The 16,902-nt window shown below is 67.4% G+C and carries 17 protein-coding genes and 1 pseudogene; 10 read left to right on the top strand and 8 right to left on the bottom strand.

Annotated features, from left to right (window positions below; all coding sequences use genetic code 11):
- From ACFP3R_RS36860 to ACFP3R_RS36845, 4 genes are all read right to left on the bottom strand, one after another.
- A partial coding sequence (locus ACFP3R_RS36860) for an IS3 family transposase (protein ID WP_380643532.1) occupies positions 1 to 599 on the bottom strand: 599 nt, incomplete at its 3' end.
- Positions 596 to 904, bottom strand: coding sequence for a transposase (locus ACFP3R_RS36855; RefSeq protein ID WP_380643530.1), 309 nt, complete (start codon positions 902 to 904; stop codon positions 596 to 598). The genes ACFP3R_RS36855 and ACFP3R_RS36860, both read right to left, overlap by 4 nt.
- Positions 905 to 970: 66 nt before the next feature.
- Complete coding sequence (locus tag ACFP3R_RS36850) at positions 971 to 1,249, bottom strand: hypothetical protein (protein WP_380643528.1); 279 nt, start codon at positions 1,247 to 1,249, stop codon at positions 971 to 973.
- Positions 1,246 to 1,809 carry an RNA polymerase sigma factor gene (locus ACFP3R_RS36845; RefSeq protein WP_380643526.1) on the bottom strand — a complete coding sequence of 188 codons (564 nt, stop codon included), beginning with the start codon at positions 1,807 to 1,809 and terminating at the stop codon, positions 1,246 to 1,248. The genes ACFP3R_RS36850 and ACFP3R_RS36845 overlap by 4 nt, the downstream gene beginning before the upstream one ends.
- Positions 1,810 to 2,345: 536 nt before the next feature.
- Here ACFP3R_RS36845 and ACFP3R_RS36840 point away from each other — a divergent pair.
- The 10 genes from ACFP3R_RS36840 to ACFP3R_RS36795 all read left to right on the top strand — a co-directional run bounded on the left by ACFP3R_RS36840 (position 2,346) and on the right by ACFP3R_RS36795 (position 12,771).
- Positions 2,346 to 3,176 carry an SAM-dependent methyltransferase gene (locus tag ACFP3R_RS36840; protein ID WP_380643524.1) on the top strand — a complete coding sequence of 277 codons (831 nt, stop codon included), beginning with the start codon at positions 2,346 to 2,348 and terminating at the stop codon, positions 3,174 to 3,176.
- Positions 3,177 to 3,356: 180 nt separating this feature from the next.
- Positions 3,357 to 5,708, top strand: coding sequence for an NB-ARC domain-containing protein (locus ACFP3R_RS36835; RefSeq protein ID WP_380643522.1), 2,352 nt, complete (start codon positions 3,357 to 3,359; stop codon positions 5,706 to 5,708).
- Positions 5,636 to 6,037, top strand: a complete 402-nt coding sequence (locus ACFP3R_RS36830; RefSeq protein ID WP_380643520.1) for a tetratricopeptide repeat protein — start codon at positions 5,636 to 5,638, stop codon at positions 6,035 to 6,037. The genes ACFP3R_RS36835 and ACFP3R_RS36830 overlap by 73 nt, the downstream gene beginning before the upstream one ends.
- Positions 6,038 to 6,777: 740 nt before the next feature.
- The gene (locus tag ACFP3R_RS36825) at positions 6,778 to 7,134 is read left to right on the top strand and encodes a histone-like nucleoid-structuring protein Lsr2 (RefSeq protein ID WP_380643518.1); all 357 of its coding nucleotides are present in this window, start codon (positions 6,778 to 6,780) and stop codon (positions 7,132 to 7,134) included.
- 173 nt (positions 7,135 to 7,307) lie between these two features.
- Entirely contained in the window at positions 7,308 to 7,790 is a 483-nt protein-coding gene (locus tag ACFP3R_RS36820; protein ID WP_380643516.1) for a DUF6283 family protein, read from the top strand.
- Positions 7,783 to 8,307 carry a hypothetical protein gene (locus tag ACFP3R_RS36815; protein WP_380643514.1) on the top strand — a complete coding sequence of 175 codons (525 nt, stop codon included), beginning with the start codon at positions 7,783 to 7,785 and terminating at the stop codon, positions 8,305 to 8,307. Before ACFP3R_RS36820 ends, ACFP3R_RS36815 begins: the two co-directional genes overlap by 8 nt.
- Entirely contained in the window at positions 8,279 to 8,542 is a 264-nt protein-coding gene (locus ACFP3R_RS36810; RefSeq protein ID WP_380643512.1) for a hypothetical protein, read from the top strand. The genes ACFP3R_RS36815 and ACFP3R_RS36810 overlap by 29 nt, the downstream gene beginning before the upstream one ends.
- Positions 8,543 to 8,968: 426 nt before the next feature.
- Positions 8,969 to 9,478: an AfsR/SARP family transcriptional regulator gene (locus ACFP3R_RS36805; RefSeq protein WP_380643510.1), complete on the top strand. Its 510-nt coding sequence runs from the start codon at positions 8,969 to 8,971 to the stop codon at positions 9,476 to 9,478.
- Between the two features lie 181 nt (positions 9,479 to 9,659).
- Positions 9,660 to 10,466, top strand: a complete 807-nt coding sequence (locus tag ACFP3R_RS36800) for an IS5 family transposase (RefSeq protein WP_380643508.1) — start codon at positions 9,660 to 9,662, stop codon at positions 10,464 to 10,466.
- Positions 10,467 to 10,488: 22 nt separating this feature from the next.
- Positions 10,489 to 12,771: an ATP-binding protein gene (locus ACFP3R_RS36795; protein ID WP_380643506.1), complete on the top strand. Its 2,283-nt coding sequence runs from the start codon at positions 10,489 to 10,491 to the stop codon at positions 12,769 to 12,771.
- A 63-nt stretch (positions 12,772 to 12,834) separates the two neighbouring features.
- On the opposite strand, the gene ACFP3R_RS36790 is transcribed toward ACFP3R_RS36795, so the two are convergent.
- The 4 genes and pseudogenes from ACFP3R_RS36790 to ACFP3R_RS36775 all read right to left on the bottom strand — a co-directional run bounded on the left by ACFP3R_RS36790 (position 12,835) and on the right by ACFP3R_RS36775 (position 16,260).
- Complete coding sequence (locus tag ACFP3R_RS36790; protein WP_380643534.1) at positions 12,835 to 13,044, bottom strand: hypothetical protein; 210 nt, start codon at positions 13,042 to 13,044, stop codon at positions 12,835 to 12,837.
- Positions 13,045 to 13,376, bottom strand: a pseudogene (locus ACFP3R_RS36785) (ATP-binding cassette domain-containing protein); the annotation flags it as partial.
- A gap of 89 nt (positions 13,377 to 13,465) precedes the next feature.
- Positions 13,466 to 15,559, bottom strand: a complete 2,094-nt coding sequence (locus ACFP3R_RS36780) for a hypothetical protein (RefSeq protein WP_380643504.1) — start codon at positions 15,557 to 15,559, stop codon at positions 13,466 to 13,468.
- Positions 15,560 to 15,801: 242 nt separating this feature from the next.
- On the bottom strand, positions 15,802 to 16,260 hold the full coding sequence (locus ACFP3R_RS36775) for a lactococcin 972 family bacteriocin (protein WP_380643502.1): 459 nt from the start codon (positions 16,258 to 16,260) through the stop codon (positions 15,802 to 15,804).
- Positions 16,261 to 16,902: the final 642 nt, after the last annotated feature.

The following is a 16,902-nucleotide window of genomic DNA, read 5'->3' as shown; positions in this document are numbered from 1 at the left end:
GCTCCGTGGTCGCTGTGGAAGATCGCCCCGGCCAGGCTGCCGCGTGTCCGCTGCGCCGCGTGCAGGGCGTCGAGGACCAGGTCGGTGCGCATGTGGTCGGCCACGGCCCAGCCGACCAGGCGGCGTGAGCACAGGTCCATCACGGTGGCCAGGTAGAGGAAGGTGCCGTCGGCGATGGGCAGATACGTTATGTCGCCGACGTAGCGGGTGTTGGGCGTGTCGGCGGTGAAGTCGCGTCCGAGCAGGTCGGGAGCCTTGATCGTCGTCGGGTCGGCGAGGGTGGTGCGGTGCCGGCGGCGCAGTCGCAGACCGGCCAGGCCGCCTTGGCGCATGACCCGGGCGACGCGCTTGTGATTGATCACGTGTCCGGTGTCGTGCAGTTCGGCGGTGATGCGCGGGACGCCGTAGGTGCCGGCGGACTCGCGGTGGATCACCCGGATGCGGGCGGCCAGGCGCGCGTCGTCCGCGACGCGGGCGGCCCGGTCGGCCGCGGTGGCCTTCCAGTGGTAGTAGCTGGACCGGGCGATCCCGATGACCTGGCACAACCGCTTCACGCCATGGTGGCGTTGATGGTCGTCGACGAACTGGAAGCGGTTCACCAGCGCGTCTCGCCCGCGAAATACCGGGCCGCCTTGCGCAGGATGTCGCGCTCTTCCTCCAGCTCACGGACCCGCCTGCGCAGTGCTGCGTTCTCGTCCTCCGGCGAGGGCGGGGCCGCACCGGTCGCGGAGGTGGTGACCTGCGGTCCGGTGCGCTGCGCGTCGTCGAGCCGGATCCAGTTGCGCAGCGTCTCGTGGTTGACGCCCAGGTCCCGGGCCACCGACTTGATCGTCGCGCCCGGCCGGGACCGGTAGAGCGCGACCGCCTCGGCCCGGAACTCCGGCGGGTAGTGCTTCATCACCATCTGAACGGGACTCCTGTCCACCCGGATCGTCAGGATCCAAGTGTGTCTGGTGCCCAACATCCAGGGTCAAGTCCCGCGCTCGCCACGCTCACGACCTGTCCCGATTCGCGACCGGTCGGCTGCCGCGGCATCGTCGAAGGTGTAGGCACCGTTCGCAGACGGGGCTGAGGCGGTCTCGGAGGTGTGCCCGCCGGCCAGCAGTCGCTGCAGCCTGGCTTCCACCTCGGCGGCGGGCAGTGGTGCCAAGCCGGTGTCGAACACCGCCCGAAGCTGTCGATCCGACACACGTCGCCTGCGCGGCCACGCCGTCGCGAGCAGTCGCCGCAGCATCGCCGACAACATCACCAACCACCTCCATGGTTCGGATCGACCAGGCCACCGCTGCCCGGACCGGGAAATCTGGTCGCACAGGCATCACCGTCGATGTGTCGACGCGCCGTCGACAGGTAGGTCGACACCGTGTGCGCGGTACATCCCATGACGTGGGCGATCTCGTGCCGCGTCAATCCGTAGACCTTCAAACTCAGTGCCTCCCGCACGTGCTCGGGCATCCTGGCGATCCTGCTTCGTACATCCGCCCACTCCTGCCAGCCCTCGACTCCCGCCACCGGTGTGGTCATCAACTGATGGGTGTCGTCGGGATCGATCGGCATGGCGGAGGGGTTGCGCCTGCCCCGACGCAGTTCGTTGTGCGCGATGGCGAACAGGTACGCCCGAGGGGGTGCGGTGATGCGTCCCCAGTGCTTCCACAGCTGGGTGAATGCCTCGTCGGTGATCTGGTCGTACTCGGAACCGGGGTCCTTGGAGCGCACCCAGGAACGCAGATGGTTGTAGGTGTCTTTGTAGAACACCGAGAACTCGCGGCGGGCCGCCTCGTCGGGGCCACGCGGGCGGATGCGGATCACGTACCGACGCCCCGGCCCGTCCCCGCCCTCCCGATCCACGTCGGTTCTGCCGCCTGCCCGCCATGGGCATGGGTGTGGTGGACCCCGTCGAGGTCGTCCCGGCAGCGGGTCGACGCGGCGCCCCGGGCCACGTCCATCAGCGACCCCGCGTGGTGGATGCCCCGGCCGGGCGCGGTGACCGGTGGACAGCCCGGCGACCGGACCGCATCCGGACACGCGGCGTCCACCACGATCATGGTGTTGAACAGCAACACACAACCCTTCCCAACCGGGATGCCCGCGGCATCGGTGTGGACCTATACCTGCAACAAGTCCCGTGGTCGACGGATGTCCATGCCGTAGCCGAGCGGTTCACCCGATCGTGCGCTCATTCCCAGTCGAGTGGAATGAGATGGCAGGGTTCCGCGGCCGACCGGGTGAACGGCGGTAACCCTCCCAAGAGAAGAAGAGGCGATATAGCCCAAGGTGAAGCCCGTTCAGGGGAACCGGCATAAGCCCATTCCGCCTAGAATGATCATCAGCGGAAGGGAGCTGCCGTGCCCGACGAACCCGACGATCCCACGACGGCCGACTTCGACAGACCCAGCGCCGCGCGCATCCACGACTGGCTGCTCGACGGCGCCCTGAACATCCCCAAAGACCGCGAAGCGGCCCGGCCCGCCCTCGCCGCACTGCCCGGCCTACGCGAACTGGCCCGCCACCACCGCGCGTTCCTGCACCGCGCCGTACGCCACATGATCGACGCCGGCATCCGGCAATTCCTCGACCTCGGCGCCAGCCTTCCCACCATGACACCCACCCACGCCATTGCCCACACCCACCGCCCCGACATCCCGGTGGTCTACGTCGACAACGACCCCGCCACCGTCGCCCACTCCCGCCTGATCCTCGAGCACACCCCGCAGGTCGCCGTCGTCCACGCCGACCTGCGGCACCCCGACCGGATCTGGCACGACGAGCACACCCGCCGACTGCTGGACCCGACCCGACCGACCGGCCTGTTGATGATCGACATACTCGACACCCTCACCGACGATCCCGACCGGATCATCGCCGACCACCTCCACCACATGGCACCGGGCAGTGCACTCGCCCTCACCCACCTGACGACCCCCGACGCCGCCACGCACCCCCGGCCCCCGACCGGAACCACCGCGGCGGCCGAACACCTCCGGACAGCCGGATCCACCGGAAACGCCGCGGACCGCCGCATCGACCGTCCCGCAGACCCCGTCGACACCTGGCTGTCCCGGCTGACACCGGTCGAACCCGGAGTGGTGCCGGCCTGGTCCTGGCGACCGGACCCGGACACCCCGGCACCGGTCACCGACACCTCCGCGGTCTGCGCGGTCGCGTTCATGCCCTGACCACATCCGGCCGCGACCCTCCGACCTCGGCACTCCGACCGATTCCCATGGACTCGGTCGCGGGAGTGGAGGCGTGCGGCCGATCAGGCGATGCGCGGGTCGGGGCGGGTGAGGAATCGGTCGCTGGTGCGGTAAACCGGACTTGACCGACAGATCCGGTGGGCTGCTCTGGAGACTGGGATGGCGGGTTCAGGCCAGGCCGTGCACCGCACGATCGTGGTGGTGGACGTGGAGGGTTTCGGTGACCGGCGCCGGACGCTGCCCCACCGGGTGGGCACCCGGGCGGGGCTGTACCGGACGGTCGTCGAGGCCCTGCGCGCGGCGGAGGTGCCGTGGGAGGTCTGCTACCACGAGGACCGCGGCGACAGCGTGTTCGTGCTGGTTCCCCCGGAGTACGCCAAGGCGCCGTTGGTGGAGGTGCTGCCCGGGGCGTTGGTGGAGGCGTTGCGGGCCCACAACGGCACCAGTCCGTCGGCCCAGCGTGTCCGGCTGCGGGTGGCGGTGCACGCCGGTGAGGTGGTCTTCGACGATCACGGTGTCACCTCGACCGCGGTGACCACGGCGTTTCGGCTGCTGGACGCGCCCCCGGTGCGCCGGGCGCTCGCGGGCTCGCCGGGCCTGGTCGCGCTGGTCGTGTCGCGCTGGGTCTTCGACGAGGTCGTCCGTCACTGCGCCGTGCTGGACCCGGCGACCTTCCGGCCGGTGCCGGTGGAGGTGAAGGAGATCCGCGACACCGCCTGGATCGCCCTGCCCGACCACCCCTACCCCGCCCACCCGCGCGTACTCGATCAGCCGGTGAACCCGATCGCACCCGAGGGCGGCCGTGGGGCGCCCCGGCAGCTGCCCGGGGCACCGGGGCTGTTCGTCGGCCGCGAGGAGTACCTGTCCGGCCTGGACCGCGTCCTGACCCCGGCTGACGGCGACCCGGCCACGAGGACGGTGATGTCCGTGCTGGGCGGGGCGGGCGGCATCGGCAAGACCTGGCTCGCGCTGTACTGGGCCCACCGGCACGCCGACCGGTTCCCCGACGGGCAGCTGTTCGTCGACCTGCGCGGCTACAGCCCCGACGGCCACCCCCTCGACCCGGCGGTCGCGGTGCGCGGCTTCCTCGACGCGCTCGGCGTCGACCCCGGCCGCCTGCCGGTCGACCTGGACGCGCAGGCGGCGCTGTACCGCGGCCTGGTCGCGGACCGGCGGATGCTGATCGTGCTGGACAACGCCACCGCCACCGACCAGGTCGTGCCCCTGCTGCCCGGCACCCCCACCTGTACCGTGCTGGTCACCAGCCGACGCAGGCTCGCCTCGCTGATCGACCGGCACAGCGCCCGCCACCTGCAGTTGGACATCCTGTCCGAAGAAGAAGCCCGCGCCCTGTTGGTCGAACGCCTCGGAGAGCAGCGGGTGACCGCCGAACCGGAGGCCGTCGACGAACTGGTCGAGCTGTGCGGGCGCTACCCGCTGGCCCTGGCGATCACCGCCCGCCACGCCGCCACCCACCCCCGGGTCCCGCTGGCCGAACTCGCCACCGAACTGCGCGACCTGGGCCTGGACATGCTCGACGGCGATGATCCCGCCGCCGGCCTGCCCGCCGTGCTGTCGTGGTCCCTGCGCCGGCTCACCGACCGACAGCGCACCGTGTTCGGGCTGCTGGGCATCACCCCCGGCGCCGATACGACCCTGCCCGCCGCGGTTGTGCTCACCGGCCTGCCCCCGGCCGACACCCGCAAGGCGCTCTCGACGCTGGAGGAGGCGTCCCTGCTCGAACGGCGACCGCACGGTCGGTACGCGATGCACGACCTGGTCCGCGACTACGCGGCCGCCACCGCCCAGGCCACCCTGCCCGAGGAGGTGCGGAAGACGGCCCTGCTGCGGGTGATGGACTCCCACCTGCACACCGCCCACGCCGCCGACCGTCTCCTGCACCCCCACCGCCCGCCCCTGCGGCCCGACCCACCCGCGCCCGACGTCCACCCGCACCCGCTGCCCGACGTCGCCGCCGCGACAGCCTGGCTGGAGGCAGAGCACGTCACCCTCCTGGCGACCCAGCGCGCCGCCGTCGCCCTCGGCCACCACCACATCGTCTGGCACCTCGCCTGGACACTGAACAACTTCCACGTCCGCCGGGGACACCTGGCTCAAGCGCTTGCCACGTGGCAAGCCGCGCTGGACGCCTCCGCACACCTGCCCGACCCCGCCGCTCGCAGCCGCGCCCACCGGAACCTCGGCCATGTCTGTTCCCGCCTGGGACTGCACGAGGAAGCCACCCGACACCTGGACCGGGCCCTCGCCCTGGCGGTACGGGACCACGACCTCGCCCAACAGGCACACACCCGCCAATCGCTCGCGATCGCCTGGGAGCAACGAGGCGACGACAGACGGGCCTGGAGCACGCCCGACACGCCCTCGACCTGTATCGCATCCTCGACCAGCCCGCGTGGGAAGCCGAAGCGCTCAACGCGGTGGGCTGGTTCGCCGCGCGCCTGGGTGAATTCGACACCGCCCGCGATCACTGCCGCGCCGCTCTCACCTTGAACCGACACCACCACCACACCGACGGCGAGGCCGCCGCCCTGGACAGCCTCGGACTCATCGCCCACCGCACCGACGACCACCGGCAGGCCGTCGACCACTACCGCCACGCCCTCACCCTGCGCCGCACCCTCGGCCACACCTACCAGGTCGCGGGCACCCTCGACGGCCTCGGCCACGCCCACGCCGCCCTCCGACAACACCACCGGGCACGTCAGGTCTGGACTGAGGCGCTGGAGCTGTACCGGGCACAAGGCCGCAACACCGACGCCCGACACGTCCAACAACAACTCGACGACCTCGACGAGCCCGCCGGTACCGACCCGGATTGACCCGCCGATCACCTCTTCCGGAGGGCAACCCGGCGGAAAACAGCCGTCGGCAATACCGGATCGGCACCAGACGACGTACTTCACCCCGCTGGTCAATGGATTGCGTCGCCAGTCCGACGGCGCGGGCACACGGCAACCGGAATTCCCGGCCGAGTGGATCCGGACGGCCCGGAGAAGTACCCCTCTCCAGGCCGGCCACGTCGGTGACATCGCCGCAGCCTTCGAACGCGGCGCCGACACGCCGCTGCCGTCCGCGACCACCGAAACACTGCTTGAGGCAACAACCACAGATCGGGAGGGGTCATCGCCGAAAACTGTGATACCACACAGCACCGGCGTGCCGGAGGGTGACGCTGTCCGACCGTGTCGTCGGTGCCCTGCTCGGCCCTCCACCCGGCATGTGACCCGCAGCGTGCCTACGGACACAACACCGTTGCCCGTTTTGACTACGGGCCGGTCCGGAGATCCGGGCGATACGTCGATCGTCGCCACATGCGGCTGCACACGACGACCGGACAATGGTGACAGCGTGATCAGGCATGCCATGGCTGCCCTCTGGGTTGGTGCCAGCAGGTGCCAAGCGGTTTCATTCGGTTTCGCTTGGTGGAATGGCTTGCGAAGTTCTGCGTGGATTAATACGATAGCGGCGTGCGGCTGCTCCGGTCGCGTTCGCTGCCGTTGTTTCGTGCGCGGTTGTCGTCACGGTCGCGAAGGACGGCGATAGTCATGAGGAGTCTGGTGTGGCCAAGCAGACCACTGTCACCTTGATCGACGATCTGGACGGGAGCGAAGCGGAGGAAACCGTCGTCTTCGCCCTGGACGGTGTCGAGTACACCATCGACCTGTCCCGCGGCAACGCCGACCGGTTGCGTGAACGGCTCGCCGACTTCGTCGCGGGCGGTCGTCGGGCCGGTGGCCGCCCGCCGCAGCGCGGTGCCCGGCTGCCCCGCACCCGGACCACCGTTCCCTCCGGCGGTGACCGGGAGCAGAATCAGGCGATCCGCGAGTGGGCCCGGGGTCAGGGGCGACGGATCTCCGACAGGGGACGCCTTCCCGCGGCGCTGGTCGACGAGTTCCAGCAGGCCCACTCCGCCTGAGACCCGACACGCGTCCGCGTCGTCGGATGCTCACCGGCAGAGCGGAGATCGGTGGGAGAGACGGCACGATGCTCTAGCGCCAGCCGATACCCCCCGCACGGCGTGATGGGCGGCGCGTCCCGCGCCAACTCTTCCCGAACGACGGCATCGTAGTGTGACCTGGAGAAACCGTCTTGTTCGACACCGAACGGCCGCGAGTGGCCATGGTCCGTCTCGCCGGTGACGGCACCTGGGGCGTCGTCACGATCGAACGCCGGGGAAGCGACCACCGGACCGAGCCGTGCCCGCGTTGTCCCTGGCGCCTCGACGCCCCGCTGCACACGTTCCCGCCGCAGGTCTTCCGGGATAGCGCCCGCACCACCTACGACCTGGATACCCACACCTTCGGCTGCCACGGCTCACCCCGATCGGCCCCACAGACCTGTGCCGGGTTTCTGCTGCGCGGCGCGTCGGACAACCTCGCCATCCGCATGGCGCTCGTCCACGGCCGGATCGACCCCGACACGATCACCAGCCCGGTGGAGCTCTACCCGGACTACCGCGCGATGGCCATCGCCAACGGCGTCGACCCGGACGACCCCGCACTGGCACCATGCTGCGGCGACCGACCACTGATCGGGCCCGACCACGGGCAGGACGGCAACGAAGGTGACTGAGGACGACCGGCGCGACCTGGTCGCCGACGTGTTCACCGTGGCGATGATCAAAGGCGCGGTCGAGGGCGATGTCTACCGGCACTTCGGTTCCCTGGGCGGTGCGGCACAGCACCTGGCGACCGCGCGCCGACTGTGGTTGATCGATGTCGACGACGAGGACACGGCAACTCCTCGCGGTCAGGATCTGTACCGGCGCCATCGATTGGACCTCCTGCCCGAGGGACGCGCCTACCTGGCCTGGCAGGGCTCTCCGATCGTGGAAGCGACCCTGGCCGAGCTGCTGCCCGACACCACCTCGCCCATCGACCACACCCGGTGCGGGGCCGACAGGCGCGGAGGTGCGCTGGGTGCGGGTCCGAAGTTCCCGGTGCCCTGCCCTGGTAGCGTGAGGCACCGGGACATTTCGGCGACGACCGGCGGGACTGTCGGGCGAACTGCTCATCCTGGCCGACGCCGCCCGTGGGCGGCCGCTGCCCGACTCGACCGTCGTGCTCGCCGACGACGACCACGACGTTGACGCCGTCCCGGCCCGTGCCGAAATCCGTGACGGCCGTGTGTTCACCGACGAGCGGCGCGGACTGCCGCGTCGTACCGCGCCGTTGTTTGAGCACCTGACCGCCCTCGAACCTGTGCGGGTTCGGCTGCTCGACCGCCACGACCCCGACGCCCTCGTCGAGATCATCGGAGACCGTCGTCGACGGCGCACCCACGAACACCTTCCGCAAGTGGTCTCCGCCGCGGCGCTGCCGTGACACCGACATGCCCCCCCGGGAGAGGCCGGCGATCGGCGCCTCGGCTATGCCCACCAGTACCCGTGCGAGCGCCGCCTCGTCCCACGACCACGAGTCAGGATATGCCCCCACTCTGATCGCCACCCAGGCTGTGGGACTGCTGTGGCGGTGGACACTGCCGCTGCGTCCACGAACGTCTGCGCCACCACCACGGGTCCGTGGTCTGTTAGTCCATGATCCGCATAACCAGCCGCTGACTCACCCAATCCCGGTGGCCCGGAATAGGTCGATCACAGGACGGAGGTGATGCCCCCTTTTGTGTGAGGTGCTTTAGGCCGTGTGGGGTTCGTCTCGGGCCTTTCGGTCTCATGGTGGTCGGGACCGGAGCATGCTGGCCTTGAACGACGAAGGTCGACCGGGGGATGTCCAGGGGTGGTGGGGGGCAGGGTGGAGTTCGGAGTGTTAGGCCCTTTGATGGTCCGGCACGAAGGACGGGAGATCGAGATCACCAGTGGGCAGCAGCGGTGTGTGCTGGCCCTGTTGTTGCTGGAGGTTGACCGTGCTGTGCCGTTGGCACGGCTGGTCGCCCTGTTGTGGGAGGACGGCGCCGCGCCTCGCACGGCGCGCAACGTGGTGCAGCGGTGCGTGTCGGAACTGCGACGACTGATGAGGGCGGATCCCCGCGTTCGCCTGGCTCACACGCCGGCCGGCTACGTGCTGGAGGCTGATCCCGGGCTGATCGACCTGCACCGGTTCCGTTCGCTGGTCGCTACTGCCCCCGCCGGGGAGCAGGCCGCGGGACTGCGTAGGGCGCTCGCGCTGTGGCGGGGTGAGCCATTGGCCGATATCGACGTGCCCGGCCTGACCGCGATTCGACACGTCTTGGTCGAGGAGAGGCTGGCGGTGTTGGAAAACTGTCTGGAGGCCGAGGTCGAATCCGGGCGGACCTCTGAGTAGCTGTTTCCGAGCTTGAGGAGGCGAAAGCCCATTGATGCGCAAACGAGGGAACTCCTGGTAGATCGGACGTTGTCGAAGCGCCGCTCTGCCAGGAGTTCCGTTGTTATCGTGCCCGATGCCCGCGGGCGGTCCCACTGCGGGTGCCCCCTGCTGCCGCCTGGCTGCCTCTCACCAGCCCACCATGCGAACGGCCCGGTATCCCACCGACGTCACCGACGCCCAGTGGGCTGAGCTGGACCCGCTGCTGCCCGAGCCCGCGTGTCTGGCTGGCCGAGGCGGGCGGTGGGAAAAGCACTGCCGTCGCCTGATCGTGGACGCGATCGGCTACGTGGTCGACAACGGTGTCAAGTGGCGCGCCCTGCCTGCGGACTTCCCACCGTGGCAGACGGTCTACAAGCGCTTTGCCGCCTGGGAGAAGGCCGGTGCGTCACAGCGGCTGCTCGACGCACTGCGCGACCGCGTCCGCCTGGCCGAAGGACGGGTGGCGACGCCGTCGGCGGCGGTCATGGACTCGCAGTCGGTGCGCGCCGCACAGACCGTCGGCAGGGCGAGCCGAGGTTGGGACGGCGGGAAGAAGGTCGCCGGTCGCAAGCGGCACATCGTCGTGGACACCTTGGGATTGCTGGTGGCGGTATTGGTGACGCCAGCCTCGACGCAGGACCGGGTCGCCGCCCGCAGCCTGCTTCGACGCCTGCGCGAAACCGCCGGGAAACGGACCGCGCTGGTGTGGGCCGACGGCGGCTACACGGGCCCTTTGATCACCTGGGCCCGCAAGACCCTCGGCCTGGTGTTGGAAATCGTCCAACGCCCACAGGTGCCGTACTTCACCGTGCTGCCAAGGAGATGGGTGGTCGAACGGACTCTGGCCTGGATCACCGGACACCGCCGCTGCGTCCGCGACTACGAACGCCTACCCCACCACCACGAGGCCATGGTCCGCTGGTCCATGATCCGCATCACCAGCCGCCGACTCACCCAACCCCAATAGCTCGAAAACAGCTACTGAGGCGATGTCACAGCTGCGGTCACTGACGATGGAGCACCCCTTGCGGGAACGGTTGGCGGCGTTGCTGATGTTGGCGCTGCACCGCGAGGGCCGCCAAGCCGACGCGCTGGAGCACTACCGGCGGGTGCGGTCGCGACTGGCCGAGGAACTGGGTGTCGACCCGGGCTCGCTGCTTCGCCGGGTGCACCAGCGGGTCCTCACCGCAGAACTGCCCGATGAGTCGGTCGTGGTGAACTTTCCTGGGGCGGCGCCTCCCAGGCAGTTGCCGCCGCCGGTCCAGTTCGTCGGCAAGGAGCGGGAACTGGCCGCGTTGGACTCGGCGACACGCGCGGGAAGCGCTGCGATCGCGGTGATCGTCGGGGCAGGGGGGATCGGCAAGACGTGGTTGGCCCTGCACTGGGCCCATCGGAACGTTCGACGGTTCCCGGACGGGCACTTGTTCGTCGACTTGCGAGGGTTCGACCCGACCGAGCAGCCGATGTCGCCGGAGGCCGCCGTGCTCGGGTTCCTCGACGCCTTGGGCGTCAGCCCCGCCGCGATCCCTGCGGCCCCCGATGCCCAGGCCGCGCTGTACCGGCGGGTGCTGACGGACAAGCGGGTCCTGGTCGTGCTGGACAACGCTCGTGACACCGACCAAGTACTGCCCCTGCTGCCAGGGCCCTCCTGCACAGTGCTGGTCACCAGTCGCCACCAACTCGGCGGTCTGGTCGCCGCTCACGGCGCACAGCCTGTGGCACCGGACGTGCTGACCGACACCGAGGCCCGAGAGCTGCTCGCAACGCGCCTAGGCCAGGACCGCATCGCCGCAGAGCCGGAGGCGGTGGTGGACCTGCTGGCCGACTGCGCGGGCTTCCCCTTGCCGCTGGGCATTGTTGCCGCCCGCGCTCGGCTGTTCCCACAACTGCCGTTGTCGTTGTTGGCCGCCGAATTGAACCACGCGGCGTCCAGGCTGAACGCTCTGGACACCGGTGACCGGCGCGCAGACTTCCGGGCCGCACTGTCCTGGTCGTACAAGGCCCTGGACGCCGACGCCGCAGAGGTGTTCCGACTCCTCGGAGTGGCGCCCGGGCCGGACATCGGTCTGTCGGCTGCCGCCGGCCTTATGGCGCGATCGATGCCCACCACCCGGAACCTGCTGCGGCGATTGGAGCAGGTGCACTTGGTGCAGCAGTACCGCCCGGGACGCTATCGCACGCACGATCTGATCAAACTCTACGCGCACGATCGCGCCGTTCAGGACCACTTCGCCGAAGAGTGCGAGGCGGCGCTATCCCGGTTGGTCGACCACTACGTCCACACCGCGTTCGCCGCCGAACGACTGCTCAACCCGCGTTGCGCGCCCTTCGTCCTGGACCCACCCGTACCCGGCAGTCGCCCCGACCCTCCGCCTGATCGAACCGCCGCGCTGCGATGGTTCGAAACCGAGCGCCTCAACCTGCTCGCCGCTCAACAGACCGCAGTCGAACGGGAGCAGCACGGTCTGGTGTGGCAACTGGCCTGGTCCTTGAGCGTCTTCCACACGCGGCGGGGGCACCGACCGGACGAGGTGGTCGCGTGGCGAACCGGGGTGGACGTCACCGAGTGGCGTGCGGATCCCGTCATCCGCAACAGGGCACGGCGGCTTCTCGATTGCAGCTGCGCTGGCCGAGGAGGGCGTCGCGAGGCGGTGGAGCACCTACAACACGCCCTCGTCCTGGTCCAGTGCTCCGGCGACCCGGTAGGTCAAGCCCATACCCACCGCGCCCTCGCCTGGGCATGGGGGCGACAGGGGGACGACGAGCGGGCGCTGGAGCACTCCCGCCGCGCTCTGCGCCTTTTCCAGTCCCTTGACCTGCCGGTAGGGCAGGTCGAAGCGCTCAACTGGGTAACTTGGCTTTCCTCCCGCCTGGGTGCGCACGGCCAAGTTCATGCCTATTGCCACAGGGCCCCGGACCTGCACCACGACCACCAGCACCGCGAAGGGGAGGCGACCACGCTGGAGGGCCTGGGGCGACTGGCGCACCAGACCGGCCGGTACGCCGAGGCCAGAGGTTTCTACCAGCAGGCCCTGGTCCTGTGCCGCGACCTCGGCATCATTCACCAGGAAGCCGATCTCCTGGACGGAATCGGACAGGCGTACGCCGCCGGAGGCCGCGACAACCAGGCGCGGATCGCCTGGCAGCATGCCTTGGAGCTCTACCGCGCCCAGCACCGCCTGGATGATGTCGAACGCGTCCGGCGGAGACTGATCACCTTGACCGATGACCCAGCAGCGCATGGCAGGGCGTTCTCGGCCAGGGAGACTTGACTCAAGTTCGGGTGGTCGACGTTTTCGCTGTTACGACCGCCAGGAACCGACTCAAGCGCATGGTCACCTTTTCCGCGAACCAAATTCATGTCCGATATCTGCACAGACCCGGATATGCCCGCCATAGGTGGTGACGATCACTGCGACGCCAGCGACGGCCAACTCGTTCGTGATGTCGATGACCACTCCGGTGTTGACGTCGTCCAGGGCCCAGATCGGTTCATCGAGGAGAAGTATGGATGAATTCTTAATCAACAGTTGAGCCAGGGCCACGCGCTGCTGCCCACACCCGCTGAGCTAGTAACCTTCTCTTTTACTCTGTTTTCCAGGCCGACTCGATCTAGAGTCTCCTGCTGACGGATCGAGAGACCACAACGGGTTACGCGAGCCAAGCATGGGTTGTCCGCGACTGTCGCGTCCTCGATCAAAGCCGGGTCCTGAAACAGATACCCGATGTCGTCACGCCGATAGCGGCGGCCAGCCGCCCGGCCGAGCGTGATCACCTCGGTCCGGCCATATGCGATACGGCCCTCGGTCCGGCTATCTAGCAAGCTGATACAGTTGAGCAGCGTCGTCTTGCCCGATACGCTCGCGCTGGTGATCACCGCCACCAGTCGGCCATCGACGGCGATGTGCAGCCCAGACCATAATGTCCGTCAACTGAAGGATTTACCCAGTCCGTCAACACGAATCATCAACCGATCCTCACGGCCGCAGTGGTACGACGGTGTGCGATGAACAGAAAAGTGGTGAACAGGAAAATCGCAGCGGCGGACGCGGTCATCATGGGTATCAACCGCCACCAGTCGGGGGCGGGCAAGGATGGAGGCGCCGCGATGCCATGGCTGACATAAGCGGCCACTTCTCGTGCTCGCTGCCAGTTGTTCACGGATATCCAGGAAATGATTCCCAGGGGAATAGTACTTTCAAACAGGAGTACCCGCAGATGGATCTGCCAGAAACTGCGACCAGCAACGTGCCCGGCATGGATCGCACGAGTGTACTTCCGCACGTACAGCAAACAGGTGACGACCACGGCCAAAGCCAGAGCCGCGATTGCCAATCCCGACATGAGGGCATCGGAGATCAAGTGACGTACCTCTGTTGAGCGGTTATCGGCGAGTAGCCCTGTGACCGGAAGCATCCCCGAGATGCGGCCGAGGGCAATGGTCCGTCCCATCGACGACGTAACGTCTCCTGGAGAGAGGACGACGCCATGGTAGCTCGCCCACGAAGCGAGACGAACATTGCTGATCAGTGGTGTGCCGTTGGGGAGCGAAACTATCACCGCGTCGTGAATCATCGGCCGGTCGATCGGAGAGCCGTCGGTGTTGACGTCCTGGCTCTTGACCGCGTAGGCGAAAATGCTCTGCCCGTCTGCGGCCGTCAACCGCTGTACCCCCGGTGCCACTACTCCTGCGGGTAACGCCGCAGGAGCGAAGCTCATGAGCACGCTGTCGGTGATGGTGTCGGCATGTCGGTCGAGATGTTCGGGGATAATGACACGAACCGTGTTCTCCGGAGCGGAACCGATATGGGACCCAGTGGTATCCAGAACCGGCTGCCCGGCGAGAAATGTGTCGTTCACCCACAGCACCTCCGTCTCGCCCGAGAACATTCCGGCTGAAAGATGGTTCTGCAGGGATTCCCTTTTCATGACAACTGCCCGTCCACGGGCATCAAGTTGCCGCAGCCATGCGCCGACTTCCTCGAAGTCGCGATCACTTTCCTCCGGTGTGCGATAGCCGGGTAAAGTGATATTAACCGACTCGCCCACGCGCGGAAGGTGTAGAAGAGCGGTGTTTCGATTCATCAGGCCCGCGTAGTCGCCGGCAACTCCGGCCACCGCAGGCGCGAGCAGCAGGATGGCTGCGAACCTTAGCGGGTACAACAGCGTCATCGCTGGACCCAATCGTTTCCCGCCTTTTAGGACGTCCAATGTGGACTTCACGGACACCGCGAGCACTGCGATGAGGTACGACAACGCCACGATGATCCCCATTGTCGCGGCCGCGGTCGCAGTAAACCGGGCGAATACGGAGAACTGGTTCCATCCGTTGTACCACAGCAGGAAAGCTGAGAAGGCCGCTCCGAAAACGATACTGGCCGTCATGCAGAACGGGGCCAGAGCCCGCGCATCTCGATAAAACATCTGAAGCGTCGCCGCGCCGTGCAGTCGCCACTCGGCATACCGTCGGGTGTTGAGCAACACCGATCCGACAGTCAACGTGACCAAGCTGGTCAACAACGCAAGGAAAAGTCCCACCGACCTCATCGCGTAATTTGAAAAAACCTGTTCGAATGTGAGAGAGGGAGTCTGTGCGCCGAACAGACCCAACTCTTCGAACCGCGTCACCAGTTCCACTGCCGCACCCTGTGGTCCGAACACCCGGTACGCGGCCCGAGGGTCGAGCGCGTCGTCAGGCTCGAAAGGTCTGAAGGTCAGCTCCAACGTTGGTGACCGACCGAATGGGCGCAGCATGTTTTGCGCCCATGTTACATAATCTGATCCCGGATCGCCGGACGTGACATAAACGTTCCGGAGACGGTTTCCGTCATGGAAGTCTTCGTCAATACGAATGATGCCAACGCGATGTCGATCGGTGACCGAAGCGAGGGTCGCCACCACCTGTTCCCATGAGACACCGTTCCGGTCGTCGGTGATCTCCAAGACCGAACTGCCCTGCCAGCCCGGGTACTTGTCCGAATCTTCGGCGGCCAAGAAGCCCAGCAGTGCCGCCGTGGTCAGCACGGAACAGATCACCAACTTCAGCCCGGTGTACCGCATGCCTTCCCCTTCGCGTCCGGTTTTCTCAACGGGTTATGCTTCCGGAGGTTAGCTCCAGGCCGGGAAGCTGTAGATGATCCTGTGAGCGGCATACGGATCTCAGGTGCGCGGGAGTAACTGTTCGGCAGGGGTGTCCTTTTCCGGTTGGGCATGAGAGGAGTGCCGGCGGATGGCGATCTGCCTCCCGCCGGCACTCGTGCCGCAGAGGCGGGCTTCGGTGGTCGAGCAGCCCCTTCAGGCTGTCAGTTCACGCGCCAGTAGGCCCTGATCGGGTCATTGCTGAAGATGTCCCGGTTGATCGTCGTGTTCGCCCAGACACCGGGTCCCGTATCAGACCTCACGGCCCGGCTTCCTTGGCTCACGGTTGCGCCGTGATTCTTGGTGCCATGGAGATAGTTTGACCAGCCCTGGTTGGCGCTGGTGCCGTAGTCCCAGGTTCCGCCTCCCACCTCGACCATGGTGGAGGGAGCGGTGGAAGTGCCTTCACCCTCGTCCTTCGTCACGACTCCGGCGGGGATGATCGCAGACCCACCGATGACTTCATCGTCGGCATTGAATTGATCATCAGTCCTGGTCACGCTGCTTGCGTTCGCAGGGTCGACGTTTTCCGGACTTTCCGCCCAAGCGGATGACGCGCCCGCCCATCCGGTGGAACTCGCTGCCAGGAGGCCAACGATCAGTGCGTTCTTCAATCTGGCCATATTCGCCTTCCTCTCGGTTCGGTCTTGTCGATGCTGGCCTGCATCACTGATTGCACGCTGAATTTCGGCTGAACGGGCAAGTCAGAGCATCGACACCACCTGCGGCACGACAGCCGGCCCGAAGCGGTGCATCTGGCGCTGCCGTTGCCGGAGAACGAGAACGCCACGCCGCACCGGCGGATCCGGGAGTTGCAGGAGAACGACATGTCAGGACATCGGCGCCACCCGGTCCAGTTACTACCACTGGAGGTCACCGCGTCAGATCACGCGGCCGTGCCGCAGCCGACGCCCGCCAGCTCCGCCGATGCAGAAAGCTTCAGCGCCTCCTTCAAATGCGAAAGGGTCTGAAACGAGCGATTCTTTCGCTGAGTGCGCGATCAACGATCTGAGCTGGGGTGGGCGGGAGACGTTGAGTGTTCCTACTGATTGAGCAGGATTTGACTGCGTAGCTGGGTAAGGCTTGCCCGTCCGTAGGTCTGCCACTTGATGATCTTGATCTTGTTGACGGCTCCTTCGGCGGGTCCGTTGCTGTGGGGCAGGGTCAGCCTGGGCCTAGCACGCTCTGAGTGCCCGTTTCCGAGCTTGCGCAGGTGAAGGGGCCTTTGGTGCACAGACGGGGAACTCCTGGTAGATCGGACGTTG

The organism is Saccharothrix lopnurensis (assembly GCF_042658445.1).
Taxonomy (GTDB): Bacteria; Actinomycetota; Actinomycetes; order Mycobacteriales; family Pseudonocardiaceae; genus Actinosynnema; species Actinosynnema lopnurensis.
Note: the sequence above shows the minus strand (reverse complement) of the source record. Positions and strands in the feature narration are given on the sequence as shown.

Coding starts and splice junctions, on each gene's coding strand:
- ACFP3R_RS36780 (WP_380643504.1), bottom strand. CDS start 15,559: ATGCGGTACACCGGGCTGAAGTTGGTGATCTGTTCCGTGCTGACCACG.
- ACFP3R_RS36835 (WP_380643522.1), top strand. CDS start 3,357: ATGGCGGGTTCAGGCCAGGCCGTGCACCGCACGATCGTGGTGGTGGAC.
- ACFP3R_RS36795 (WP_380643506.1), top strand. CDS start 10,489: ATGTCACAGCTGCGGTCACTGACGATGGAGCACCCCTTGCGGGAACGG.
- ACFP3R_RS36800 (WP_380643508.1), top strand. CDS start 9,660: ATGCGAACGGCCCGGTATCCCACCGACGTCACCGACGCCCAGTGGGCT.
- ACFP3R_RS36855 (WP_380643530.1), bottom strand. CDS start 904: ATGGTGATGAAGCACTACCCGCCGGAGTTCCGGGCCGAGGCGGTCGCG.
- ACFP3R_RS36775 (WP_380643502.1), bottom strand. CDS start 16,260: ATGGCCAGATTGAAGAACGCACTGATCGTTGGCCTCCTGGCAGCGAGT.